This window comes from Leisingera sp. McT4-56, from assembly GCF_020514995.1.
In the GTDB taxonomy this organism is placed as follows: Bacteria; Pseudomonadota; Alphaproteobacteria; order Rhodobacterales; family Rhodobacteraceae; genus Leisingera; species Leisingera aquaemixtae_A.
Genome location: NZ_JAJALF010000007.1, coordinates 56,227 through 81,124 on the forward strand (window position 1 = coordinate 56,227; position 24,898 = coordinate 81,124).

Consider the following 24,898-nt stretch of genomic DNA (forward strand, 5'->3'; position numbering starts at 1 on the left):
CACCTGCCGACGCGATTACTATGCGCCAAGTCGCAGTTCGCAGCCTAATGTTGCTGCAAACGGCTTGGAGAGCGCCCATGACCACATTTCTGGACCGCCTGACCGCGCTGCGCCGGGATTTTCACCGGCATCCGGAGCTTGGCTTTCAGGAGGAACGGACTAAGGCCAAAGTGGCGGAGCATCTGCGCGGCTTGGGGCTGGAGGTGCATGAAGGCGTCGGCGTCATAGGGCTGCTGCGCGCCGGCAGCGGAAATCGTGCCATCGGCTTGCGGGCGGACATGGATGCCCTTCCAATCACCGAAACCTCCACCCACGGCTATGTCTCGGAAACGCCGGGCAAGATGCACGCCTGCGGCCATGACGGTCATATGGCCATGCTCTTGGGCGCTGCTGAACGGCTGGTGCAGGAGCAGGGGTTTGACGGCACCGTCATGTTCATCTTCCAGCCGAACGAGGAGCATGGGCTGGGAGCCCAGGCAATGATTGCCGAGGGGGTGCTGGAGCGGTTCCCGATCGAAGAGGTCTATGCCATCCACAACCTGCCCGGTGCACCGGTGGGGCAGGTCTCGACCCGGCCGGGACAGATCTGCAGCAGCGAGAGCCTGTTTGAAATTTCGATCCGGGGGCAGGGCGGTCATGCCTCGATGCCGCAGGCGGGGGTGGATGCCATCACCGTTGGGGCGGAGCTGGTGCTGGCGCTGCAGACCATCGTGTCACGCAAGCTGGCTCCGGGCTCCGGCGCGGTGGTCTCGGTCACCGAATTCCTGACCGACGGCCAGCGCAATGTGCTGCCGGGCCACGCGGTGCTGAAAGGCGACGTGCGCGCCCGGGTGCCTGAAGACCGCGAGGCGGTAGAGCGCTTCATGCGCCAGATCGCTGCCGGTGTTGCCGCGGCACATTCGGTCGAGGCCAAGGTGAGCTTCAACACCGAGTTCGTCGAGACGATCAACGCCGGTGGCCCGGTTGAGGCCGCCTGCCGCGCGGGCGAGGCTGCAGGCCGCGAAGTGGTCCGCAACCGCCCGCCAATGAGCTTCTCCGAGGATTTTGCCCATTTCGCCGCTGCCGTTCCGGGCTGTTTCCTGCTGTTGGGCAATGGCGAAGACGGGCCAAACGGCCAGCCGCTGCATTCGGCGGATTATGACTTCAACGACGCTCTGCTGCCGATTGGCGCGGAGTTCTGGGTGCAGCTGGTGCGTGACCGGCTGCCCGTGGGAAAGGACTGACCATGCTTGAGAAATTTAACGCTGCCATCCGCCATACTGCAGGAAACCCGAAAGCCGGAGAGGCGGCCTATTCGGTCCTGTCCGAACAGGATTTTGCGAATGCGCAGACGGAAATCACCGCCTGGGACGGCTATAAGGCGACGCCGCTGGTGTCTCTGGCGGGTCTGGCCGGCCAGATCGGCGTCGGGCGGATCGACTACAAGCACGAAGGCCCGCGGTTCGGCCTGGGCAGCTTCAAGGCGCTGGGCGGGTCTTATGCGGCGCTGCGGGTGCTGCAGCGCGAGTTGACCAAACAGCTGGGCCGGGACGTCAGCCTGGAGGAAATCCGCAACGGTGCCCACAAGGACGCCTGCGCCGGGATCACCCTGGTTTCCGCTACCGACGGCAACCATGGCCGCTCTCTGGCCTGGGGCTGCCAGCGGTTCGGCGCGCCTTGCCGCATCTACATCCACGCCGAGGTCAGCGAGGGCCGCGCCGTGGCGATGCGCGAACTGGGCGCCGAAGTGATCCGCATTACAGGCGACTATGACGAATCCGTCCTTCTGGCCAAGAAAGAGGCGGAGGAAAACGGCTGGTTCGTGGTCTCGGACACCTCCTGGGAAGGCTACACCGAGCCGCCGCGCGACGTGATGGCGGGCTACAGCGTGATGACCCGAGAGGCCTGCGAGGCGCTGGAGCAGGCGCCGACCCATGTGTTCCTGCAGGGCGGCGTCGGCGGGCTGGCGGCCTCGGTCGCGGCGGCGCTGCGGCAGTACTACGGCGAGGCTTCGCCGCGGGTAGTGATTGTCGAGCCGGAACTGGCAGCCTGCCTGTTCGACAGCGCCAAGGCCGGCAAGGCGACCAATTTCGCCATTCAGGAAGAAACCATCATGGCAGGCCTCTCCTGCGGCGAACCGTCGGAAATGGCCTGGGAAATCCTGGCGGAGGAAGCCTCAGACTTTGTGACCATCCCCGACAGAATCGTGGCCCCTGCGGTGCGCTTGCTGGCCAATGGTGAAACCGGTGATCCGGTGGTGGAGGCAGGCGAAAGCGCAGTGGCGGGCCTGTCTGCCCTGATCGCCGCCTGCCAGTCGCCGGAGATGAAGGCCACCCTTGGGTTGGATGAAACCTCCCGCGTGCTGCTGATCGGCTCCGAAGGTGTCACCGACCCGGCGATCTTTGCCGCGATCATGGAAGGCAAGGACCATGTCTGAAGCCCCCGCGCGCGGCTTCCCCGAAGCGGAATTCGCGGCCCGCACCGAGAAGGCTCAGGCGCTGATGGCAGCGCAGGGGCTTGACGGTCTGCTGCTGCTGACAGAGCCGGAGGTGCGCTATTTCAGCGGGTTCCACACGCTGTTCTGGCAAAGCCCGACCCGGCCCTGGTTCCTGTTCGTGCCGCCGGCGGGCAAGCCCATCGCCATCATACCGGAGATTGGCGCCGACCTGATGCGCCGGACCTGGATTGAGGACATCCGCACCTGGAGCGCGCCGGCGCCGCAGGACGACGGCATCAGCCTGCTGACAGAACTGCTGTCGCCGATTGCCGGGCGCGGCGGCTCCATCGGATTGATGAAGGGGCACGAAACCTCGCTCAGAATGCCGCTGGGCGACTACGAACGCCTGATGGCGGGATTGCCGGGGCTGAAGGTGGCGGATGCCACGCCGCTGGTGCGCGGCCTGCGGATGGTGAAATCTGCCGCGGAGATCGAAAAGCTGCGCCACATCTGCGGTATCGGCTCCCGCACTTTTGCCCAGGTGCCGCAGATCGCACATGCAGGCCAGCCGTTCGAGGATCTGTTCCGCGCCTTCCGGCGCGAGGCGCTGGCGCAGGGCGCCGACGATGTGCCCTATCTGGTCGGCGGTGCTGATCATGGCGGCTACAGCGACGTGATTTCGCCGCCGACGGCTCGGCCGCTGCAGGCGGGCGATATCATGATGCTGGACACCGGCGCCACCTGGGACGGATATTTCTGCGACTTCGACCGGAACTTTGCCATTGGCCGCGCCGACGATCTGTCGCGCCGCGCCTATGATGTGCTGTGGCGTGCCACAGAGGAGGGGATCGCTGCAGCCAAACCCGGCGCCACCTGCCGGGATCTGTTCCAGGCGATGCAGTCCGTGATTGCCGAAATGGACGATCAGGGCGGTGACGTGGGGCGGCTCGGCCATGGGCTGGGGATGCAGCTGACCGAATGGCCCTCGCACGCCGCCTTTGACGGGACGGTGATCGAAGAGAACATGGTGCTGACGCTGGAACCCTCGCTCGGCTATGGCGATGGCCGTATCATGGTGCATGAAGAAAACATCGTGGTGCGTGCGGATGGTGCTGAACTGCTGACCGTCCGTGCCGCGCCGGAACTGCCGGTGATCTGAAGGAGGCCCCGGGCCATGAAGCTCCCCTATGACACGGACGCAGGTATCGGCACCCGCGCCACCCTGGGTGTGATCGTGCTGGAGACCGACGAAACGCTGGAGCCGGAATTCTCCCGGATGATGGCGCAGGAGGGCGTGGCGCTCTATCACAGCCGCATCCCGATGGTGCCGGAGGTGCGCCCGGAGACGCTGGCGCAGATGCAGGCGGACCTGCCTGCCTCGGCCCGGCTGTTTCCCTCCACGCCGGACTTCGGCGTGATCGGCTATGGCTGCACCTCGGCCTCGACCGTGATCGGCTCCGCCAAGGTGGCTGAGGCCGTGCAGACCGTTCTGCCGAACGCCAAGGTGACCGACCCGCTGGCCGCCATCATCGCGGCAGGCAAGGCGCTGGGCGCTGCCAGGTTTGGATTCGTGACGCCATACCTGCCGGAGGTTTCGGCGCAGATGCGCGCCAAGCTGGAAGCGGCAGGTTTTGAGATTGCAGGCTTCGGATCGTTTGAGCAGATGGACGACCGTGTCGTGGCCCGGATAACCGAGGCGGCCATTACGGAAGCAGCTAGGCAGGTCGCCAGTCAGGGAGACTGCGATGCGATCGTGATCTCCTGCACCAACCTGCGCTGCCTGCGGATCATTCCGGAGATCGAGACGCAAACCGGGGTGCCGGTCATCTCCAGTAACCAGGCGCTGGGCTGGCACATGCTGCGGCTGGCAGGCGTGACAGATCCGCAACCGCAGTTCGGTAAGCTGTTCACTCTGCCGCTTGCGGACTGACCGCTAAAATTGTTCGGGAATTGCCAGCTGGCAACCTGCGGCAGGCTGCCCCACGGGAGCGGCACAGTCTGCGCTTGTAATCCGCGCGCAGGCTGCCACAGATTGTCTCCGGAAACCTGAATTGCTCCAGCGAGGAAGACCGGATGCCTGCCGCACGCCCCGAAAACCGGAATGTCCTGTTCATCATCATTGACCAGCTGCGCGCGGACTGCCTGTCGGGCGTGCTAGCGGAACATGTGGACCTGCCGAACATCCGCGCCTTCATGCAAGAGGCGGTATCGTTCAACCGGCATTTCTCTGTGACCAACCCCTGCGGGCCGTCGCGCGCGTCGATCCTGACCGGGCAATACGCGATGAACCACCGCTCGGTCCGCAATGGCACGCCCCTGCGCCACGACACGCCGAACATCGCCACCGAGATGCGCAAGGCAGGGTATCTGCCGATGCTGTTCGGCTATACCGACACTTCTCAGGATCCGCGCGCTTTTGACGCCAACGATCCCGCGCTTCGGACTTATGAATACCCGATGAACGGCTTCCATGAAGTGACTGAGATGCGGCTGGAAATGTCCTATCCCTGGCAATCGCATCTGATGAGCCGCGGCTGTGAATTCGAGAACTACTGGGACGTCTACAAGCCGGTTTCACCGGATGGCGGCGCACCCCGGCTGAATGATCCGGCGCTGTACGCGGCGGAGGACAGCGATACCGCATTTCTCACCAACTCATTCCTCAACACAATGCCGGCCCACGGCAAGGACAGCTGGTTTGCGCATCTGACCTACATCCGCCCGCACCCGCCGCTGGTGGCGCCGGCGCCCTACAACAGCATGTATGACCCGGCCAGCCTGCCGCTGCCGCAGCGGCTGGCAAAGCCGGAAGAGGAAAGCGCACAGCACCCCTTCTTTGGCCCGCTGCTGCGCAAGAGCGCCGCCGCCAGCTTTGTCGAGGGCTTCCCGGACCTGGAGCCGTCGGATGAGAACATTCAAACCCTGCGTGCGGTCTACCTGGGGCTGGCAACGGAAGTGGATCATCATGTCGGGCGGGTGATCCGGTTCCTGAAGGACAGCGGGCAGTATGACAACACGATGGTGGTGATCACCGCCGACCATGGCGAAATGCTGGGCGACCGGCATTCCTGGGGCAAGATGACGGTCTATGACGCCGCCTATCACACGCCGCTGATCATCCGGATGCCGGGCAACGAGCAGAACGCGGGCGCCTGCCTGTCTCAGATCACTGAATCCATTGATGTGACGCCGACCATTCTTGAGTGGGCGGGGCAGGAGGTCCCGAATTCCATGGACGGGCGGTCGCTGCTGCCGCTCCTGAGGGGGGAGACGCCGCCGGACTGGCGGCAGTATTCCTTCTCGGAGCTGGATTTCTCGGAGCCGCTTGAGCCGACACTGTGGCAGCAGGAGCTTGGCACCACCGCCAGCGATTCCTGCCTTGGCATCCTGCGGGATGAGCGGTTCACGCTGGTCGAGTTCGCCGCCGATCTGCCGCCGATGCTGTTTGACAGCCAGGGACAGGGAGAACTGGAGAACGTGGCCGGGCAGGCGGCATATGCAGGCGATCTGAACCGGCTGACCCGGCTCATGCTCCGCCACCGGATGAAGAACATGGACCATACGCTGTCGCTGACGGCAATCACAGGTGATGGCCCCCGCAGCAAGCCCCGGTATCCGCAATAACATTTGCAGCCGTTTCCGCCGTCACCCGCGCCGCTGCGGGCAACAGGTCCGGTCTCAATGTTCAGGGTCGGGTCGTCCAGCGGCGCACGGCAGAAGATTGCTGCTGTTGCAAATCATTCGCAATTTCGTTGACAGTTGAGAATGATTTGCAATAACAGTGCCTCAGACACGCCTTCAAAGGGAGAATCGGATGTTTCCGAAGTTGCTCAAGACTGTATCCGCAGCTGCCATCGCAGCGGTTGCTGCCAGCGCTGCCATGGCAGAAGACAAGATGAAGGTTGTTACCACCTTCACCGTTCTGGCCGATATGGCGGCCAATGTGGCGGGTGACGCGGCTGAGGTCGTCTCGGTCACCAAACCCGGCGCGGAGATCCACGGCTATGAGCCGACCCCGCGCGACATCGTCCGGGCGTCCGATGCCGACCTGATCCTGTGGAACGGCATGAACCTTGAGCTGTGGTTCGAGCAGTTCCTGTCTAACCTCGACGATGTGCCTTCCGTCACCCTGACCGACGGCATCGACCCGATCCCGATCGCGGCCGGCTCCTATGAGGGCAAGCCGAACCCGCACGCCTGGATGGGCCTGGATAACGCACTGATCTACATCGACAACATCGTCGAGGCCTTTGCTGAGCATGACCCGGAAAACGCCGCGGTCTATGTCAAGAACGCAGGTGAATACAAAGACAAGCTGCGCGCCACCATCGAGCCGCTGCGCCGTTCCATCTCGGAAATTCCTGAGGACAAGCGCTGGCTGGTGACCTGCGAAGGCGCCTTCAGCTACCTAGCCCGCGATTTCGGCATGAAAGAGCTGTACCTGTGGCCGATGAACGCCGACCAGGTCGGCACCCCGCAGCAGGTGCGTGCAGTCATCGACGGCGTCCGTGCCAATGACATCCCGGTGGTGTTCTGCGAAAGCACCGTGAACACTGCCCCGGCTGAACAGGTCGCCCGCGAAACCGGCGTGGCTTATGGCGGTGAGCTCTATGTCGACTCGCTCAGCGAGGCGGACGGCCCGGTGCCGACCTATCTGGATCTGCTCAAGGTCACTTCGCAGACGGTGGCCCGCGGGCTGACTGAAGTCACCAACTAAACCTGCCCTTGTTTCATATCCCGATGCCCCGCAGCAGATGTTGCGGGGCGTTTCATTTCACAAAGCACAATTTCTGTGTGTAACTCTGCAGGACAGCCCATGCTTGATGCCAGCGAGACCCACATCATGAATACAAGCACCGCGCCTGTGGATGGCGGGATTGCCGCAAAGAACGTCACGGTGACCTATCGCAACGGCCATACCGCGCTGTGGGATGCCAGCTTTGGCATTCCCCGCGGCACGGTGACGGCACTGGTCGGGGTGAACGGCGCCGGCAAATCGACCCTGTTCAAGGCGATCATGGGCTTTGTACCCGCGGCACAGGGCGAAATCCGCATTCTTGGAATGACAGTCAAAGACGCGCTGCGCAAGAATCTCGTCGCCTACGTTCCGCAGTCGGAGGAGGTCGACTGGGCCTTCCCGGTGCTGGTCGAGGACGTGGTGATGATGGGCCGCTACGGCCATATGGGCTTCCTGCGCCGGCCCAAGGCGGCCGATCACGAGGCGGTCGATCAGGCGCTGCGCCGGGTCAACATGCAGGACTTCCGCCACCGCCAGATCGGCGAGCTGTCCGGCGGCCAGCGCAAGCGGGTGTTCCTGGCCCGGGCGCTGGCGCAGGACGGGCAGGTGATCCTGCTGGACGAACCCTTCACCGGCGTTGATGTGAAGACAGAGGAACAGATCATCGCCCTCTTGCGCGAGCTGCGCGACGAGGGCCGGGTGATGCTGGTTTCCACCCACAATCTCGGCAGCGTGCCGGAGTTCTGCGACCGAACCGTGCTGGTGAAAGGGACTGTGCTTGGGTATGGCCCGACCGAGACCACCTTTACCCGCGAAAACCTGGAACACGCCTTCGGCGGCGTGCTGCGCCACTTCACCCTGGGCGGCGATGCCCTGCATGACGACGGCGATACCCGCGAAGTTACCATCCTGACCGACGACGAGCGCCCGTTTGTCCAATACGGCGAAAAGACCCAGACAAGCGACAGCAAGGGCGAGGGCGGGGGCCAGCAATGATGGAATACCTGCTGGAACCGTTCACTTACGGCTACATGACAAACGCGATGTGGGTCTCGGCCCTGGTGGGCGGCGTCTGCGCCTTCCTGTCGGCTTATCTGATGCTCAAGGGCTGGTCGCTCATTGGCGATGCGCTCTCGCATTCGGTCGTACCCGGAGTGGCCGGCGCCTACATCCTTGGCCTGCCCTTTGCGCTGGGCGCCTTCATCGCGGGCGGGCTGGCCGCCGGGGCGATGCTGTTCCTTTCGGAACGCTCCGGCCTCAAAGTCGATGTGATCATCGGTCTGATCTTCACCTCCTTCTTCGGGCTTGGCCTGTTCATCGTCTCGGTCAGTCCGATGTCCGTCTCGGTGCAGACCATCACCATGGGCAACATCCTGGCAATCACGCCGGAAGACACACTGCAGCTGGCCATCATCGGTTTTGTCTCGCTGGCGGTGCTGCTGGCGAAATGGAAAGACCTGATGGTCACCTTCTTTGACGAAAACCATGCCCGCACCATCGGGCTGCGGCCCGGCCTGCTGAAGGCCGTGTTCTTCGTGCTGCTGTCGGCCTCTGTGGTGGCGGCGATGCAAACCGTCGGCGCCTTTCTGGTGATTGCCATGGTGGTGACGCCGGGGGCGACCGCCTATCTGCTCTGCGACCGCTTCCCGCGGCTGATCATGGTCTCGGTGCTGATTGGCGCCCTCACCAGTTTCTTTGGCGCCTATGCCAGCTATTTTCTGGACGGAGCTACCGGCGGCATCATTGTGACGCTGCAGACTCTGATCTTCCTTTTGGTCTTTGTCTTTGCCCCGAAACACGGGCTGCTGGCCGCCAAGCGCAAGGCCCGCGAAGCGCTGAAGCGCGGCCCCGTTGCACAAGGAAGGGCTGCGTGATGGATATCGATACGCTGCTGATGCCGTTCCAGTTTGCGTTCATGCAGAACGCTTTCCTGATCTCCTTGATCGTTTCTGTGCCAACGGCGCTCTTGTCCTGCTTCCTGGTGATGAAAGGCTGGGCGCTGATGGGGGATGCGGTCAGCCATGCGGTGCTGCCGGGCATTGTGCTGGCCTATATCGTGGGGTTGCCGCTGATCATCGGGGCCTTTGCCGCCGGTATGCTCTGCGCCGTTGCCACTGGCTTCCTGTCCGGCAATAGCCGGGTCAAGCAGGACACCGTAATGGGGGTGGTGTTCTCTGGCATGTTCGGACTCGGCATCGTGCTCTATGTTTCGGTGGAGACCAACGCCCACCTGGATCACATCCTGTTCGGCAACATGCTGGGGGTGGAGCCGGATGAGCTGTGGACCGCGGGCATCATCTCACTGGCGGTCGGGGCAGCCCTGGTGCTGAAATGGAAGGACCTGCTGCTGCACAGCTTCGATCCTGCGCAGGCGCAGGCCTCGGGCCTGCCGGTCACGGCGCTGCACTACGGTCTGCTGGCGGCCTTGTCGCTGACCATCGTGGCAACCCTGTCGGCTGCTGGGCTGATCCTCGCCATCGGGTTGCTGATTGCGCCAGGGGCGATTGCCTTCCTGGTGGTGCGCAAGTTCAGCACCATGCTGTGGGTCTCGGTTCTGGTCTGTATGTTCTCGATGCTGGCGGGCACATATGCCAGCTTCTTCCTCGACAGCGCCCCGGCGCCGACCATCGTGCTGATCCTGACCGCGCTGTTCATCATCGCTTTCGTGCGCCGGCTGTACCTGACCCGCAAGACCTCGATGCAGCGGGCTCGCGGCACAACCGGCGCCGTGTGAATCACACGGTTCCGGGCTTCGCCATCTCCAGCAGCCACTGCCGCACCAGTTCCGCGTTGGGAACCAGATCCTGAGTCTTTGACCACACCAGATAGAACCCCGATCCGGTGGTCCAGGACCACTCCTTGCGCGCCGCCAGCAGCCCCTGTTTGATCAGTGGCTCCGTCACATGCTGCCAGCCGAATGCAAAGCCTTCACCCGCAATCGCCGCCTGCAGCACCAGCGCATAATCGTTTAGGCGCATGCCCGCGGCGGGCGGGCGGCCGGTGACCCCAAAGTGCTCGAACCACTGCTGCCACCTGGGGCGCTCCCGGATCGGTTCCTCCAGATGGATCAGCCGCTCGTGCAGCAGGTTCGGCACCGTCGCCAGATTGACTGCCGAGGCCATCACCCGCGGGCTGGCCACCGGAAAGATCACCTCCGGTGCAATCAGCACCGAATGGCAGTCCGGCCAGTTGCCGTCGCCGCGGCGCACCGCCAGCGAAATGCCTTCGGTATTGATGTCCGGCTCCCGGTCGGAGCTTTGCAGCCGCAGGTCGATATCGGGGTGCGCCTCATGCAATTGGGCCAGTCTTGGCATCACCCAGTAGTATGCAAAAGCAGAGGAGCAGTTGAGCGTCACATGGTCATTGCGCCCGAACTGCCGCACGGCCTTGGCAGAGGACAGGATGTCCCCAAGCGCCTTGGAGACATCGGTGTATAGCCGCATTCCAGCCCCGGTCAGTTCCACCTTGCGGTGGCCGCGGCGGAATAAAATAACGCCCAAAGACGCTTCCATCTGCTTGATCGCCGCACTGACGGCAGGCTGCTGAACGTTCAGTTCTTCTGATGCACGGGTGAAAGAGCCGTGCCTGGCGGCGGCTTCAAACACGATCAGGTGGCGGGGGCTGGTGAGGAGTTTCCAGAGCTCTTGCATAACTGTGAATTATCCAAATCATCAGAATTTTCAACCGTCACAACGTCCACGCCGGGTCTTATTGTTCCGCAACGCCTGAAGATGGAGAGCCCCATGGCCCGACGCGCCCGCGCATCCCGCGACAGAAACACTGCCCCCGCCGGCGCTCCGGCTTCGCCCTGGATCCAGCGTTCGCTGCCGTTCTTTGACGTGCTGGACGAGGAAAAGCTGGTTCGGCTGGAGGCCCAGGTTGATTGGATTTTCGAGGAGATTGGCATTGCCTTCCGCGACGATCCGGAGGCGCTGCGCATCTGGAAAGAGGCCGGGGCAAAGATTGATGGTGACACGATCCGCGCCGATGCGCAGTGGATCCGCGCCCTGTGCGCCAAGGCGCCGCGCGAGTTCACCCAGCTGGCCCGCAACCCGGCGCGGTCGGTCACCATCGGCGGCAACAACCAGGTGTTCGCTCCTATCTACGGCGCGCCGTTTGTGCGCGACCTGGAAGGCGGACGGCGCTATGGCGACATGGAGAGCTTCGAGAAGCTGGTGAAGCTCACCTACATGCATCCGAACCTGCATCACGGCGGGTTCGTGATCTGCGAGCCCTGCGATGTGCCGGTCTCCAAGCGCCATTTCGACATGCTCTATGCCCATATGACACTGAGCGACAAACCGCATTTGGGCGCCATCACCGAGATGAGCCGGGCGCAGGACAGTGTCGACATGGCTGAGATCGTCTTTGGCAAGGACGTCATGGACAGCAACTGCGTCATCATGGGCAATGTGAACACCAATTCGCCGCTCTTGGTCGACAAGGTGGTGACCGAGGCGATCCGCACCTACTCCGCCCGCGGGCAGGGAATTATCGTTGTGCCGTTTATCCTTACAGGTGCGATGGGGCCGGTTTCCACCGCGGCATCAGTGGCACAGGCGATGGCGGAGGCGATGATGGTCTGCGCCTTTACCCAGATCGTCCGGCCCGGCGCGCCCTTTGTTCTGGGCAACTTCCTGTCGTCCATGTCGCTGAAGTCCGGCGCACCGACATTCGGGATGCCGGAGCCGGTGATTTCCAACTACGCCATCGGCCAGTTGGCCCGCCGGGCCGGGTTGCCCTTGCGCTGCGGAGGATCGCTGACCGCGTCCAAGATCGAGGATGCGCAGGCGGCTTATGAAAGCGCGGATTCGATGCATTCCACCATGCTGGCCGGCGCCAACTATGTGCTGCACTCGGCGGGCTGGCTGGAGGGCGGGCTGTGCACCGGGTTTGAGAAGCTGATCATGGATGCGGACCGGCTGGGCTCCTACCAGAAAGTGCTGAGCCAAGGGCTGGATACCAGCGACGAGGCCTTTGCCCGCGATGCCTATGGTGAGGTGGAGCCGGGTGGGCATTTCCTGGGCTCTGCCCACACCATGCGCAATTACCAGACCGCGTTTTATGAGCCGAAGCTGAGCGACAGCGAAAACGTCGAAAGCTGGGAGGAAGGCGGCTCCAAGGACATGCGCCAGCGCGCTTATGAACGCTGGAACCAGATGCTGAACGAGTATGTGGCGCCGCCGATGGATGAGGCGGTGAAGGAGGAACTGGCCGCCTATGTTGCCCGCCGCAAGGAGGAGATCCCGGATGCGTGGTACTGAGTTAACCGTTTCTTCACGCATAAGTTCAGCTGATGCAGGGAGGGGCGGTCTGACCCGGCACCGCCTGTGCACCCCCCGTACACCACTTGTGCACCCCCTGGGTGCCGTTTGCCGCAATTTCCGCCTTTTGCCCCAGATCTGAGGACAAACCCATGTCAGACAATTTTGCCCAATCGACGCTCAACATCCACAAGGAGGAGAGCACCGGAGACAAGAAGCTGCCGAGCCACGCCAAGGCGGTGATCATCGGCGGCGGTGTGGTTGGCTGCTCGATCCTGTTCCACCTGGCCAAGTTCGGTTGGAAGGATGTGGTTCTGCTGGAACGCGACGAGCTGACCTCCGGCTCCTCCTGGCACGCGGCGGGGCAGATCCATACCATCAGCTCGGACCCGAACATCTCGCGCCTGCAGAGCTATACCATCGACCTCTATAAGGAGATCGAGGAGACCTCTGGCCATTCGGTCGGCCTGCACATCACCGGCGGGTTCTATCTGGCGTCGAACAAGACCTGGTATGACTACCTGAAGCGGGAACGCTCCAAGGCGCGCTACATGGGGCTGAACCAGGAGTTCATCAGCCCCAAGGAAGTGGCCGAGCGCCACCCGCTGATCGATCCGAAACACTACCACGCGGCGCTGTGGGATGATCAGGACGGCGATCTGGACCCGTCGGGCGCGACCTACGCATTCGCCAAGTCGGCCAAGGTGCACGGGGCGCAGTATTTCACCCATACGCCCGTGACCGCGACCAACCAGCGCCCGGACGGCAGCTGGGATGTGACCACCCCGCGCGGTGTGATCAATGCCGAGCATATCGTGAACTGCGGCGGCCTGTGGGCGCGGGAAGTCGGCCACATGCAGGGCATCAACCTGCCGGTGCAGCCGATGGAGCACCACTATCTGATCACCGACAGGATCGACGCGGTCGCCAACCACCCGACCCGTCTGCCGGCCGGCATCGACTATGAGGCCAACATCTATTTCCGGCAGGAACGGCAGGGGATGCTGCTGGGCACCTATGAGCCGAAGGGCACCCCGTGGAAGGTGGGCGGCACGCCTTGGGATTTCGGGCATGAGCTGCTGCAGCCTGATCTGGACCGGATTGCCGACCGTTTGGAGATGTCGTTTGAGCGTATCCCGGCCATCGGCGAGGCGGGCATCAAGGACATGATCAACGGGCCCTTTACCTTCGGCCCCGACGGCAACCCGATGATCGGCCCGGTGCCGGGCATGAAGAACTACTGGTGCGCGGTGGGCGTGATGGCGGGCTTCTGCCAGGGCGGCGGCGTGGGCCTGACCATGGCGGAGTGGATGATCGACGGCGAGCCGTCCATCGACGTCTGGGCGATGGATGTGGCGCGCTTTGGCGAGTTTGCGACCCCCGACTGGGGCACTGTGAAGTCGACCGAGAACTATGAGCGCCGGTTTGTGATGACCTTTCCGAACGAGACCTTGCCGAAGGGGCGGATGCAGAAAACCACCGCGCTTTATGACCGGCTGGTCGCCAAGGGCGCGCGCATGGGCCAGGGCTTTGGCCTGGAGAACGCGCTGTGGTTTGCTGATGGTCCGGAGGACGCGCATGAAGAGCCGACCTTCGAGCGCAACCGTTCGCACGATTACGTGGCGCGCGAGGTCAAGGCGGTGCGCGAAGCCGTGGGCGGCATCGAAGTTGCCAACTTTGCCAAGCATGAGTTCAAGGGCGCGGGCGCGCGGGCCTATCTGGACTGGGTTCTGGCAGGTTATGTGCCGAAACCGGGGCGTCTGACGCTGACGCCGATGCTGACGCCCAAGGGCAAGCTGTACGGCGACCTGACCGTGGCCTGCCTGGGTGAGGATCACTTTATGCTGTTCGGCTCCGGCGCGATGCAGGAGGCGCACCGCCGCTGGTTCGAAAAGGACCTGCCCGCGGGTGTGACCTATCAGAACGTTTCCGACGACTGGCACGGGATTGCCCTGTCGGGCCCGAAATCGCGGGAGCTGCTGCAGCGGATCACCCGCGAGGATGTATCGGGCGAGGCGTTCAAGTTCCGCGACCTGCGCCAGACATTCGTGGGCGGCGTGCCGGTGATCCTGAATCGGATCAGCTTCTCGGGTGAGCTGGGATACGAGATCTACTGCAAGCCGCAGTACCTGCTGCGCCTGGCGGAGGCGATCGAGGAGGCGGGCGCCGATCTGGGCTACCGCTGGTACGGGGCACGGGCGCTGATGTCGATGCGGCTGGAAAAGGGCTGGGGTGTCTGGACGCTGGACTTCCGCCCCGATTTCGACGCGGCGGAAAGCGGCATGGATGTCTTCATCAACTGGAAGAAGGATTTCGTCGGCAAGGAAGCGGCGCTGCAGGCCCGCGAGGCCGGCCCGAGCCGCAAGCTGGTCACCATGACCATCGACGTGGACGGCATTGATGTCTCCAACGACGAGGCGATCCTGAAGGACGGCGAGGCCGTTGGCTACATCTCCTCCGGCGGCTATGCGCATCACGCACAGGCGTCGATGGCGATGGGCTATGTCTCGGCAGAGCACGCCGCGGCCGGCACCAGGCTTCAGGTCGAGATCCTGGGCGAGATGTATGATGCGGAAGTGCTGGGCGCGCCGATCTATGACGCCAACGGCGCCAACATGCGCGCCTGATCCAAGCCGGGGGAGCTGACATCATGACTAAACCCATGCGGACGCTCCCTGACGCGGTGCAGGCCGGACCGGCTTGCCGCTGCATCTTCCTGCTGCTGCCGACCTTCTCGCCGCTGGATCTGTCCAGTGCGGTGGCAGCGCTGGAGGCTGCGAACAAACACGATGGGACCGCGCGCTATGACTGGCGCGTGGTCAGCGAGGACGGGCTGGCGGTTACCGCCCCCAACGGGCTGAGCGTGGCGGTGGACGGCGGCCTGCCGGAGCTGCCCCGCGGCAGCATGATCTTTGTCTGCGGCGGCTGCGGCCCGGAGCCGGGGATCTCGCTAAAGGTGCTGGGGTGGCTGCGCAAGGCGCAGCGCTCCGGGCTGGTGGTGGCCGCGCTGGGCGGCGGCATCATGGCGCTGGCTAGGGCGGGCCTCTTGTCCGGGCGCCGGGCCTCGGCCCATTGGGCGCAGCGCGCCACGCTGGCTGAGATGCACCCGGATGTGGAGGTGAAAAGCTCGCTTTTCACTATGGACGGGACGCTGATCACCTGCGCCGGCGGCACCGCCACGGTGGACATGATGCTGAACCTGATATCGGACCAGCACGGCGGGGATGTGGCGACAGCGGCGGCGGATCTGATGGTCTGCTCTACGGCGCGCAAGGGCAGCCAGGACCAGACAGTGTCCGAGTTCGGGCGCACCGGTGTGCGGCACGAAAAACTGGCTGCGGCGCTCAGCCTGATGCGGAGCAATCTGGAGGAGCCGCTGACGCCGGGCCGCATCGCCGATCTGGTCGGCCTGTCGGTGCGGCAGCTGGAGCGGCTGTTCTCGAAATACCTGCAGACTACCCCCAAGGTCTATTACACCCGGTTGCGGCTGGACTATGCCCGCAGCCTGCTCTTGCAGACCAACATGCGCATCATCGATGTGGCGCTGGCGGCGGGCTTCAACAGCCAAACCCATTTCGCCAAGGTCTACCGCCGCTATTTCGGCAAGTCCCCGCATCAGGAGCGGCCGTTCTGAAAGGGGAGCCGCCCTTGCGCCTTTCGGGTGCGTGAGGGGCGCGTTGAGGCGCATCAAGCTACAGAACTAACCGCAACACAAACGGCGTCTGCATCAGCGCAAGCTGTGCTGCCGTTCAACCTGTCATCTCGGGAAGGGTGGTAGCGGAGGAGGGACTTGAACCCCCGACACGCGGATTATGATTCCGCTGCTCTAACCAACTGAGCTACTCCGCCGCTCTGGTGGGGGCGATTTACGGAATGCCGCCAGCCGGGTCAAGCGGAAAAGCGGAAGAATCGCCGTTTCTGTTGAAATTTTTCTGAACCCCTTAGGGAGTGAAGTAAAATCAATGACTTGCAGGGTGGCTCTGGTTGGGGCAGCCGGGCAGAGCCCGCCTCGCCGGTGCGGGTGCGCGGGCTCCGGCAGCGCCTAGTCCGGCAGGGTATCAAGGGCCGCCAGGCCGGGGCGCGGCAGCTGGTCCAGCAGGGCAAACACCAGTGCGCGGCAGGTCTCGCCGGACCAGTCGCCGGGGTGGAAGCCAGGCGGCAGATCCGGGTGGCGCAGCACCACGCGGCGCCAGCGGTGCACGATCAGGGTTCGCAGTGTCCCCGTTTGTGCGGCTGTCAGGCCCGCGGGCGGGGCGGAAATCTGTTCCAGATCCTTCTGCAAAGCCGCGCAGGCCTCGCGCAGGTGGTCCGGGAACAGCCGCGCCTTCAGCCAGTCCGGCACCGCAATTGAGCTGACTTCCGCTGCCATCAGGTCGTCCAGGCTGCGGGGCACCGGCCCGTGGCCAAGGGCGGTGGTGCGGTTCACCGCAACGTAGCTTGGCAGCAGCAGAACCTCGTCCAGGGTCGCCTGGCCGGCGCCGTCTTCGGCAATCAGCAGGTGCCAGTTGCTTGGGGCTGCGGGGCAGCGCCCGTAGATTCGCGGCGTGACAGCGGCGGACTGGCTACGGCCGTATTCGGTCAGGTAATGCACCGAGGCGCGGCCCGCGCGGGTGCTTTCGATCCAGCCGTCCTTGCGCAGCCGGTGCAGCGCCACACGGATTGCTTCTGGCTTGATTCCCATCGGGGTGATGATGCGGGTCAGGGCGCTGCCGCTGATCCGGGCGCCCTTGTCCTGGGCCAGATCGCCGAACAGGGAAACGATCACTGACCAGACCCGCTGGTTCTGCGGGTCGTTCAGCTGCTGGACAGTGGCGTCAAACCAGAGGTTATGCTGTTCGTTCATAGGGATAAACATAGTTCGCCCGGACCGGTAAAGCCAGTCCGGGCGCGGCGCAGCGGAGCCGCTGCCACCAATTTTGCGCAGCCTCAGAAGGCGTTCATTGTCAGCAGTTCATATTCTGCTGCGACCTCGCCGTCCTGGTTGGTCAGGGTGACATGCCAGCGGACCTCCCCGTATTCCTCATTGCGGGGAGTCTTCTTCTTGACCGTCAGGCGGACCTTGATGCTTTCGCCTGCGGAAATGGGCTTCATGAAGCGCAGATTGTCGAGGCCGGTGTTGGCCAGAACCGGGCCTTCGTCCGGCTGCACGAACATGCCCGCGGCAAAGGACAGGAGCAGGTAGCCATGGGCGACGCGGCCCGGGAAGAACGGGTTCCGTTTGGCGGCTTCGTCGTCCATGTGGGCATAGAAGGTGTCGCCGGTGAAATGGGCAAAGGTCTCGATGTCCTCCAACGTGACGGTGCGCGGGGCGGTGTGCAGGGTCTCGCCGATCGCCAGGTCGCCGAATTTGCGGGTGAAGGGGTGTGCGGGGCCTTCGATCTCGGTTCCACCCGCGACCCATTTGTCGCCGATTGCCGACAGGATGTCGGGCGAGCCCTGGATGGCGGTGCGCTGCATGTAGTGTTTGACGCCGCGCACGCCGCCCATCTCCTCGCCGCCGCCGGCGCGGCCCGGACCGCCATGCACCATGTGGGGCAGGGGGGAGCCGTGGCCGGTCGATTCTTTCATCGAGTCGCGGTTGTTGAAGTAGAGGCGGCCGTGATAGGCGCCAGCGCCGATGGCGACCTCGCGGGCTACAGCCGGATCGTGGGTGATGACAGAGGCCACCAGCGAGCCCTGGCCGCGGTTGGCCAGATCGATCGCGTGGTCCAGATCGCGGTAGCCCATGATGGTGGAGACGGGGCCGAAGGCCTCGGTGTCGTGCACGCGCTGTGCCTTGTCCGGGTCGGCGCAGTGGAACAGCATCGGCGGCACAAAGGCGCCTTTTTCTGCGTCGGCGCCATCAACGGAGAAGCTGTCCGGGTTGCCGAAGACGCGCTCGGCCTCTTGGCCGATGATTGCTGCCTTCTCCAGCACGTCGCGTTTCTGGCTGCCCGAGACCAGCGCGCCCATGCGGGTGGTTTCCAGGCGGGGGTCGCCGATCCGGGTTTTTGCCAGCCGGGCAGAGAGCGCCTCGATCACCGCGTCCACCTGCGCTTGCGGTGCAATGATGCGGCGGATGGCGGTGCATTTCTGACCCGCCTTGGTGGTCATCTCGCGGCTGACTTCTTTGACGAAGAGGTCGAACTCCGGCGTGCCGGGCTGCGCGTCAGGGCCCAGGATCGAGGCGTTGAGGCTGTCCTGTTCGGCCACGAAGCGAACCGAATTTTCCAGGATCACCGGGTTGGCGCGCAGTTTCAGCGCGGTGCTGGCGGAGCCGGTGAAGCTAACCACGTCCTGCATGGTCAGATGGTCCAGCATGTCGCCGAGGCCGCCGGAGACCAGCTGCAGCGCGCCCTCGGGCAGGATGCCGCTGTCGAGCATCAGTTTTACCGCCAGCTCCGTCACGTAGCAGCTGTTGGTGGCCGGTTTCACGATGGCGGGGACACCAGCGAGCAGGGTGGGGGCCAGTTTTTCCAGCATGCCCCAGACCGGGAAGTTGAAGGCGTTGATATGCACTGCGACGCCGCGCAGCGGGGTGCAGATGTGCTGGCCCAGGAAGGTGCCGTTGCGGCTGAGCTGCTCCACGTCGCCGTCGAGGTAGACATGGGCGTCCGGCATCTCGCGGCGGCCCTTGGAGGCGAAGACGAACATGGTGCCAATGCCGCCGTCGATGTCGATCATGTGGTCGGACTGGGTAGCGCCGGTGTTGAACGACAGATCATAGAGCGCCTGCTTGTGCTGGTTCAGGTGGCCTGCCAGCGCCTTCAGCATCCGGGCGCGGTCGTGGAAGGTCAGCTTGCGCAGGTTGGCGCCGCCCACCGTGCGGGCGTAGTCGAGCATTGCTTGCACGTCGAGCGCGTCGTTGCCGGCGCTGGCGATCACCTCGCCGGTGATGGCGCTGGCGATGTTGCGGGCGCCTGCGCCCGGTGCGACCCATTGACCCGCTGCAAAGCTGGAAATCTCTAGAAGGCTCATCATGTCGTCCTTTTCATCAGGCCGGCGCGGGGCCGGCTGGCTGGAATCCGATGCTGAGATATATTGACCGTCCGGTCGGTTTATGCAAGAAGTTTGTCAAATGCGCCGCTGACAGGGTGAGGGAGCGATGAGCGATACGATTCTGGTTGAGGACCACGGGACCTGGGTGGAGATCACCCTGAACCGCCCGGACCGGCTGAACAGTTTCAACGAGGACATGCACAACGCCTTGCGCGCCGCGCTGGAAGGCGCACGCGACGGCGGCGCCCGCGCGGTGCTGCTGACCGGCGCCGGGCGCGGCTTTTGCGCCGGCCAGGATCTGGGCGACCGCGACCCGCGCAAGATGGACGGGCCGCCGGACCTGAGCCAGACCGTGCGCACCTTCTATGCGCCGCTGGTGCGGCTGATCCGTGAATTGAACTTCCCGGTGATCTGCGCGGTGAACGGCGTGGCGGCCGGGGCGGGCGCCAATCTGGCGCTGGCCTGCGACATGGTGCTGGCGGCGGAAAGCGCCAAGTTCATCCAGTCGTTTTCCAAGGTTGGCCTGATCCCGGACACCGGCGGCAGCTGGCATCTGCCGCGGCTGCTGGGCGAGGCCCGCGCGAAAGGGCTGGCGCTGACCGCTGAGCCGCTGCCTGCGAAGAAGGCCGAGGACTGGGGCCTGATCTGGAAGGCGCTGCCGGATGACGCGCTGATGGCAGAGGCCCGCGCGATGGCAGAGAAATTCGCCAACGGCCCGACGCTGGGTCTGGGGCTGACCAAACAGTGCATCCAGGCCGCGGCGGTCAACACGCTGTCCGACCAGCTGGAGATCGAGGCGGACGCGATGAAGACCTGCGGCGAAAGCGCGGATTACGCCGAGGGCGTGGCCAGCTTCCTGGAAAAGCGCGCGCCCGCATTCAAGGGCAAATGACCATGACCCCGAAAGAACGCGCCCAGAAATCCGCCGCCGCTATGTGGGCGGACGACCACGCGTCCAAATGGGCGGGGATGGAGATCACCCATGTGGACGAGGGCGAGGCCACGCTGGAGCTGACCATTGCCCAGCACCACTGCAACGGCCACGGCATCTGCCACGGCGGCGTGACCTTCATGCTGGCCGACAGCGCCTTTGCCTTTGCCTGCAACAGCCGCAACCAGTCGACAGTAGCGCAGCACAACGTGATCAGCTTCACCGCGCCGGGACGGCTGGGCGACAAGCTGATTGCCACGGCCCGCGAGATTTCCCTGACCGGGCGCAGCGGCATTTACGACGTGACAGTGACCAACCAGGACGGCCAGCAGATCGCCGAGTTCCGGGGCTTCTCCCGGGCGGTCAAAGGCCAGTTGTTTGACGAATAAGGTGTGGAGGACGCCATGGAAGACCTGAGCCCCAAGAAGGGTGAACTGGACCCGATCGAGATCGCCTCGATCGACGAAATCCGCAGCTTACAGCTGGAGCGGCTGAAGTGGTCGGTGCGCCACGCCTATGACAACGTGCCGATGTACAAGCAGCGGTTCGACGAGGCCGGCGTGCATCCGGACGACCTGCAGGAGCTGAAGGACCTGGCCAAGTTCCCCTTCACCTACAAGAACGACCTGCGGGACAATTATCCGTTCGGCCTGTTTGCTGTGCCGCGCAGTGAAATCATCCGCCTGCATGCGTCCTCCGGCACCACCGGCAAGCCGACGGTTGTGGGCTATACCGCCAATGACATTTCGAACTGGGCGGATCTGGTGGCGCGGTCCCTGCGTGCCTCGGGCCTGCGCAAGGGCGACATGGTGCATAACGCCTACGGCTACGGCCTGTTCACCGGCGGCCTTGGCGCGCATTACGGGATCGAGCGCCTGGGCGCGACCGTGGTGCCGATGTCAGGCGGCCAGACCGAGAAGCAGGTTGGCTTGATCACCGACTTCAAACCTGACGGCATCATGGTGACGCCCTCCTACATGCTCAACATCCTGGAGCAGTACCACAAGGTCGGCATGGACCCGCGTGAGTGCTCGCTGAAGGTAGGTGTCTTTGGCGCTGAGCCCTGGACCGATGCGATGCGCAAAGAGGTCGAGGAGGCCTTTGACATGCATGCGGTCGATATCTACGGCCTCAGCGAGATCATGGGGCCGGGCGTGGCCAATGAATGCGTCGAGACCAAGGACGGCCCGGTGATCTGGGAGGACCACTTCCTGCCGGAGATCATCGACCCGCAGACCGGCGAAGTGCTGCCGGATGGCGAGCTGGGCGAGCTGGTGTTCACCACGCTGACCAAGGAAGGCCTGCCGATGATCCGCTACCGCACCCGCGATCTGACCCGCCTGCTGCCGGGCACCGCACGCTCGATGCGGCGGATGGAGAAGATCACCGGCCGCAGCGACGACATGATCATCCTGCGCGGCGTCAACGTGTTCCCCAGCCAGGTGGAGGAGCAGCTGCTGGCGACCGGCGGCCTCGCGCCCTACTACCAGATCGAGCTCTACAAATCCGGCCGCATGGACGCGATGCGGGTGTTTGTGGAGGCCAATCCGGATGCCACCGACGAGCTGAGCAAGACCGCCGCGGCGCGGATGCTGACCAAGCGGATCAAGGATATGGTTGGCGTTTCGACCGAGATCATTGTAGGCGACCCGGGGTCCGTCGAGCGCAGCCAGGGCAAGGCCAAGCGCGTCGTCGACAACCGCAGCAAGTCCTGACCCGGGAGAGTGAGCCTTGGCCCGTACGATCGCAAAAGACCACGATGAGAAACGCGCGCAGATCCTGAAATCGGCAGCCAAGGTGTTTGCCGACTCCGGCTACGACCGTGCGTCGATGACCCAGCTGGCGCGGGAGTGCGGGATCTCCAAGGCAAATATCTACCACTACTACGACAGCAAGGATGCCGTGCTCTACGGCCTCCTTGATACCTACCTGAGCGAGCTGCGCGACCGGGTCTGCGGAGTGGACCTGGAGGGCCTTGGCACGGAGGACCGGCTGCGCCGCATCGTGTCCGAGATCATGCTGGCCTATCAGGGCGCGGATCATGAGCATCAGGTGCAGCTGGGCGCGATGGGGGCGCTGCCGGAGGAGCAGCAGAAGCATCTGCGCGGCTACCAGCGCGAGATGGTCCAGTTCATGAGCGATGCGCTGAAGGACGTGGCGCCGGAGATTTTCAACGGTGACGCAGCCAAGCTGCGCGGCGCCACGATGTCGGTCTTTGGCATGCTGAACTGGTATTACATGTGGAACTCCGGCGCCGGCTCAAAGGCGCGCGAGGATTACGCCGGGCTGGTGGCGGACCTGACGCTGAGCGGGGTCAAGGGGCTCTGACAGCGGCGCGGTTTTGCGTATCCGCCTTTCCGGGCTATCCTGCCTTGGGATCGGAGGATGCCATGCGGAAACCTGAGAGCTTCGAAAACTTCTATTACAGGAAGGTTGGACTGGGCGAGGCTTGCGGCTGTGCCGAGCGGGCCATTGACATGTATGAGTTCGACCGCACGGCGGGCAAGCCGAAGGCGGCGGCCGGCCGGAGGCGGTTTTCCTGGAAGCGGTTTGCGTTGAAGTACGGTCTTCTGTCACGCAAGAGGACTCCGGCAGAGTAACAGCGAAACACCCGGCGGAATGTCCCGCCGGGTGCTGTTTCTTCTCAGATCTGGCCGGTTTCAGGCCGGTCAGCCCGGGTTGCCCAGCAGCTGGGTGATGCGGCGCACCGCGACGCGGCGGTTGGCGCGTTCGGCTGCCAGGGTGCTGACGGCCAGGTCGCTTTCGCCATAGCCCTGCACCACCATGTTTTCCGGCGCCACGCCGAAATACTCCGTCAGCGCCAGCGCCACGGTTTCGGCGCGCCGGTCCGACAGGGCCAGATTGTAGGTCGCGGCACCCACGGCATCGGTATGGCCTTCGATCAGGAACACTTCGCCCGGGTTGCGGTCGATCAGGTCGCGCAGCGCGTTGCCGAGGGTTGCCAGTTCTTCTGCCTCTTGCGGGCGGATCACCGAAGAGCCGGTGTCGAAATTGACCGAATCCACGTTGATCACCGGGGTCAGGCGGCGCACCGCGTCGATGTTGCGGATCTGCGCCAGCGAGAAGCGGCGGTCCACGGTCTTGGCTTCCTGTGCGGCCAGCGCCGCGGCCAGGTCCTCAGCCGAGACCGCGCCGGTGCTGGAAAAGGCGCGGCGGTTGTCCTGCCCCTGCGGCAGCTCGTTGACCACTACACGCTCGGCCTTTTGAGTGTCGTCGAACAGCACCACGCTGCGGCCGTCCGGCATCAGTTTGGTGCGGCGCAGCACCCGGCCCTCGGCGGAGCGGATGGTTTCCACCTCAACGCCGTTCTCGCGCACCACCACGGTGCGGGTAGAGCCGTCCTGGAACCGGTAGGTGGTCACGTTGGAGCCCGGCTGGCGCAGCAGCGCATCATCGTCCTTCAGGACGCGGTACTGGCCGTCCTGCTCGACGATGGCGCGGTCGCCGGAGTTGGAAACCACCTTGCCGCCGTTGTTGAGCAGTGTTCCGATCGCCAGGGCGCCAAGGCCAAGCAGGGCGTTGCGCTGGCGGGTGGACAGGCCGCTGTCATCCTCTTCGCTGGCGGAATCGGACTGCTGGCCGGACGCCTGAGATTCAGCCTGGGCGTTTGCGCCGGCCGCGGTTTCGAATTCCTCGTCGGAGCTGCGTGCGGTCTCTTCGGTGACCACTTCCTCGGTCACTTCCGCTTCGCCCTCAGCAACCCCGCTGTCCGCGGCCGCTGCAGCAGCTGCTGCGGATTCGCTGCTTTCCTCGGCCAGGGCATCAGCCTGGGCCTGGCTGTCCTGTTCGACCAGCTCGGGATTGTCGGTTTCTTCGCCGGCCGCGCCTTGTGACTGGGCGAGGTCCGCTGCGATTTCCTCGGCGCTGGTGCCACCGGCCGCTGCAGTGCCGTTTTCAGCCTGCTGACCGGCTTGCGGGTCTGCCTGAGCCTCAGACTGCGCTTCCGCCGCAGCCTGTGCCTCGGCCTCTGCTTGCGCTTCTGCTGCTGCCTGAGCCTCGGCCTGTGCTGCTGCTGCAGCTTGGGCTTCAGCCTCAGCTTGCGCTTGTTGCTCAGCTGCGGCCTGAGCTTCAGTTTCTTCTTGGGCCAGGGCCTCAGCCAGTGCCTGCGCTTCGGCTGCAGAAGTTTGTTCCTGAACTTCCTGCTGCCCGGTTTGCGGGTCTGCCAGCGCCCCGGCCTGTGCTTCCGCTGCCTGATCGACGGCAACTGCGGTTTCTGCTTCGGCTTCCCTAGCACCAATGCCTGCCAGAACCCTGGCGGACTGGAAGTCTGCGGGCAGGGCGGCGTCAAATGCGCCTTCGCCATAGGCCTGGCAGAACTTGGCAACCTTGCCGGTCTTCTCCTCGATCTCCTGGCCGGCCTCCAGCTTCTTCTGCCGCCGCTCGGCGCGCTTTCGGCAGCGCTCCACTAGATCGCCGATTTCAGCCGCGGACATCTGCGCGAGGTCAATCTGCTTGCCACCCTGGTTCTGCGACAGGGCGGGCAGCGGGGCCGCCAGCGAGATCATCACTGCCAGCGCCGTGGATGATTTGAAAATTCCCGGTTTCATTTC

21 protein-coding genes and 1 tRNA gene are annotated in these 24,898 nt (G+C 64.2%); 17 read left to right on the forward strand and 5 right to left on the reverse strand.

Going from position 1 to position 24,898, the window contains the following annotated elements; all coding sequences use genetic code 11:
• The first annotated feature begins 77 nt into the window (after positions 1 to 77).
• The 9 genes from LHL23_RS10235 to LHL23_RS10275 all read left to right on the forward strand — a co-directional run bounded on the left by LHL23_RS10235 (position 78) and on the right by LHL23_RS10275 (position 9,888).
• Positions 78 to 1,223, forward strand: a complete 1,146-nt coding sequence (locus LHL23_RS10235; protein ID WP_226429777.1) for an amidohydrolase — start codon at positions 78 to 80, stop codon at positions 1,221 to 1,223.
• A gap of 2 nt (positions 1,224 to 1,225) precedes the next feature.
• Positions 1,226 to 2,416 (forward strand): diaminopropionate ammonia-lyase, encoded by a 1,191-nt coding sequence (locus LHL23_RS10240; protein ID WP_226429778.1) that lies wholly within the window; start codon positions 1,226 to 1,228, stop codon positions 2,414 to 2,416.
• Positions 2,409 to 3,575 carry a M24 family metallopeptidase gene (locus LHL23_RS10245; protein ID WP_226429779.1) on the forward strand — a complete coding sequence of 389 codons (1,167 nt, stop codon included), beginning with the start codon at positions 2,409 to 2,411 and terminating at the stop codon, positions 3,573 to 3,575. Before LHL23_RS10240 ends, LHL23_RS10245 begins: the two co-directional genes overlap by 8 nt.
• A gap of 15 nt (positions 3,576 to 3,590) precedes the next feature.
• Positions 3,591 to 4,346: a maleate cis-trans isomerase family protein gene (locus LHL23_RS10250; RefSeq protein WP_226429780.1), complete on the forward strand. Its 756-nt coding sequence runs from the start codon at positions 3,591 to 3,593 to the stop codon at positions 4,344 to 4,346.
• Positions 4,347 to 4,489: 143 nt separating this feature from the next.
• Positions 4,490 to 6,040, forward strand: a complete 1,551-nt coding sequence (locus tag LHL23_RS10255; RefSeq protein ID WP_226429781.1) for an alkaline phosphatase family protein — start codon at positions 4,490 to 4,492, stop codon at positions 6,038 to 6,040.
• Positions 6,041 to 6,230: 190 nt separating this feature from the next.
• Positions 6,231 to 7,133 carry a metal ABC transporter substrate-binding protein gene (locus LHL23_RS10260; RefSeq protein WP_319005204.1) on the forward strand — a complete coding sequence of 301 codons (903 nt, stop codon included), beginning with the start codon at positions 6,231 to 6,233 and terminating at the stop codon, positions 7,131 to 7,133.
• A gap of 99 nt (positions 7,134 to 7,232) precedes the next feature.
• Positions 7,233 to 8,150 carry a manganese/iron ABC transporter ATP-binding protein gene (locus LHL23_RS10265; RefSeq protein WP_315899409.1) on the forward strand — a complete coding sequence of 306 codons (918 nt, stop codon included), beginning with the start codon at positions 7,233 to 7,235 and terminating at the stop codon, positions 8,148 to 8,150.
• The gene (locus tag LHL23_RS10270; RefSeq protein ID WP_222481874.1) at positions 8,150 to 9,028 is read left to right on the forward strand and encodes a metal ABC transporter permease; all 879 of its coding nucleotides are present in this window, start codon (positions 8,150 to 8,152) and stop codon (positions 9,026 to 9,028) included. Before LHL23_RS10265 ends, LHL23_RS10270 begins: the two co-directional genes overlap by 1 nt.
• Positions 9,028 to 9,888: a metal ABC transporter permease gene (locus LHL23_RS10275; protein WP_222481875.1), complete on the forward strand. Its 861-nt coding sequence runs from the start codon at positions 9,028 to 9,030 to the stop codon at positions 9,886 to 9,888. The genes LHL23_RS10270 and LHL23_RS10275 overlap by 1 nt, the downstream gene beginning before the upstream one ends.
• A gap of 1 nt (position 9,889) precedes the next feature.
• On the opposite strand, the gene LHL23_RS10280 is transcribed toward LHL23_RS10275, so the two are convergent.
• On the reverse strand, positions 9,890 to 10,804 hold the full coding sequence (locus LHL23_RS10280) for a LysR substrate-binding domain-containing protein (protein ID WP_226429782.1): 915 nt from the start codon (positions 10,802 to 10,804) through the stop codon (positions 9,890 to 9,892).
• 93 nt (positions 10,805 to 10,897) lie between these two features.
• On the opposite strand from LHL23_RS10280, the gene LHL23_RS10285 reads away from it, so the two are divergent.
• The 3 genes from LHL23_RS10285 (at position 10,898) to LHL23_RS10295 (ending at position 16,052) form a co-directional block, all read left to right on the forward strand.
• The gene (locus tag LHL23_RS10285; protein ID WP_226429783.1) at positions 10,898 to 12,418 is read left to right on the forward strand and encodes a trimethylamine methyltransferase family protein; all 1,521 of its coding nucleotides are present in this window, start codon (positions 10,898 to 10,900) and stop codon (positions 12,416 to 12,418) included.
• Positions 12,419 to 12,570: 152 nt separating this feature from the next.
• Positions 12,571 to 15,045 (forward strand): GcvT family protein, encoded by a 2,475-nt coding sequence (locus LHL23_RS10290; RefSeq protein WP_226429784.1) that lies wholly within the window; start codon positions 12,571 to 12,573, stop codon positions 15,043 to 15,045.
• A gap of 23 nt (positions 15,046 to 15,068) precedes the next feature.
• Complete coding sequence (locus LHL23_RS10295) at positions 15,069 to 16,052, forward strand: GlxA family transcriptional regulator (RefSeq protein ID WP_226429785.1); 984 nt, start codon at positions 15,069 to 15,071, stop codon at positions 16,050 to 16,052.
• A gap of 138 nt (positions 16,053 to 16,190) precedes the next feature.
• Here the strand turns inward: LHL23_RS10295 and LHL23_RS10300 are convergent.
• The 3 genes from LHL23_RS10300 to paaZ all read right to left on the reverse strand — a co-directional run bounded on the left by LHL23_RS10300 (position 16,191) and on the right by paaZ (position 19,375).
• Positions 16,191 to 16,267, reverse strand: a tRNA-Met gene (locus LHL23_RS10300).
• A gap of 193 nt (positions 16,268 to 16,460) precedes the next feature.
• Positions 16,461 to 17,261 (reverse strand): PaaX family transcriptional regulator C-terminal domain-containing protein, encoded by an 801-nt coding sequence (locus tag LHL23_RS10305; RefSeq protein WP_226429786.1) that lies wholly within the window; start codon positions 17,259 to 17,261, stop codon positions 16,461 to 16,463.
• 83 nt (positions 17,262 to 17,344) lie between these two features.
• The gene (gene paaZ, locus LHL23_RS10310) at positions 17,345 to 19,375 is read right to left on the reverse strand and encodes a phenylacetic acid degradation bifunctional protein PaaZ (RefSeq protein ID WP_226429787.1); all 2,031 of its coding nucleotides are present in this window, start codon (positions 19,373 to 19,375) and stop codon (positions 17,345 to 17,347) included.
• Between the two features lie 127 nt (positions 19,376 to 19,502).
• Here paaZ and paaG point away from each other — a divergent pair, with 127 nt between their 5' ends.
• The 5 genes from paaG (at position 19,503) to LHL23_RS10335 (ending at position 22,927) form a co-directional block, all read left to right on the forward strand.
• Complete coding sequence (paaG, locus tag LHL23_RS10315; RefSeq protein ID WP_226429788.1) at positions 19,503 to 20,288, forward strand: 2-(1,2-epoxy-1,2-dihydrophenyl)acetyl-CoA isomerase PaaG; 786 nt, start codon at positions 19,503 to 19,505, stop codon at positions 20,286 to 20,288.
• A gap of 2 nt (positions 20,289 to 20,290) precedes the next feature.
• Complete coding sequence (gene paaI / locus LHL23_RS10320; RefSeq protein WP_226429789.1) at positions 20,291 to 20,716, forward strand: hydroxyphenylacetyl-CoA thioesterase PaaI; 426 nt, start codon at positions 20,291 to 20,293, stop codon at positions 20,714 to 20,716.
• 15 nt (positions 20,717 to 20,731) lie between these two features.
• A complete protein-coding gene (paaK, locus tag LHL23_RS10325) occupies positions 20,732 to 22,042 on the forward strand; it encodes a phenylacetate--CoA ligase PaaK (RefSeq protein WP_222481752.1) in 1,311 nt (436 codons plus the stop codon).
• Positions 22,043 to 22,058: 16 nt separating this feature from the next.
• A complete protein-coding gene (locus LHL23_RS10330; RefSeq protein WP_226429790.1) occupies positions 22,059 to 22,655 on the forward strand; it encodes a TetR/AcrR family transcriptional regulator in 597 nt (198 codons plus the stop codon).
• Positions 22,656 to 22,717: 62 nt separating this feature from the next.
• On the forward strand, positions 22,718 to 22,927 hold the full coding sequence (locus tag LHL23_RS10335; protein WP_222481754.1) for a hypothetical protein: 210 nt from the start codon (positions 22,718 to 22,720) through the stop codon (positions 22,925 to 22,927).
• A gap of 69 nt (positions 22,928 to 22,996) precedes the next feature.
• Here the strand turns inward: LHL23_RS10335 and LHL23_RS10340 are convergent, their stop codons facing one another.
• Complete coding sequence (locus tag LHL23_RS10340) at positions 22,997 to 24,895, reverse strand: OmpA family protein (RefSeq protein ID WP_226429791.1); 1,899 nt, start codon at positions 24,893 to 24,895, stop codon at positions 22,997 to 22,999.
• Between the last annotated feature and the right edge of the window lie 3 nt (positions 24,896 to 24,898).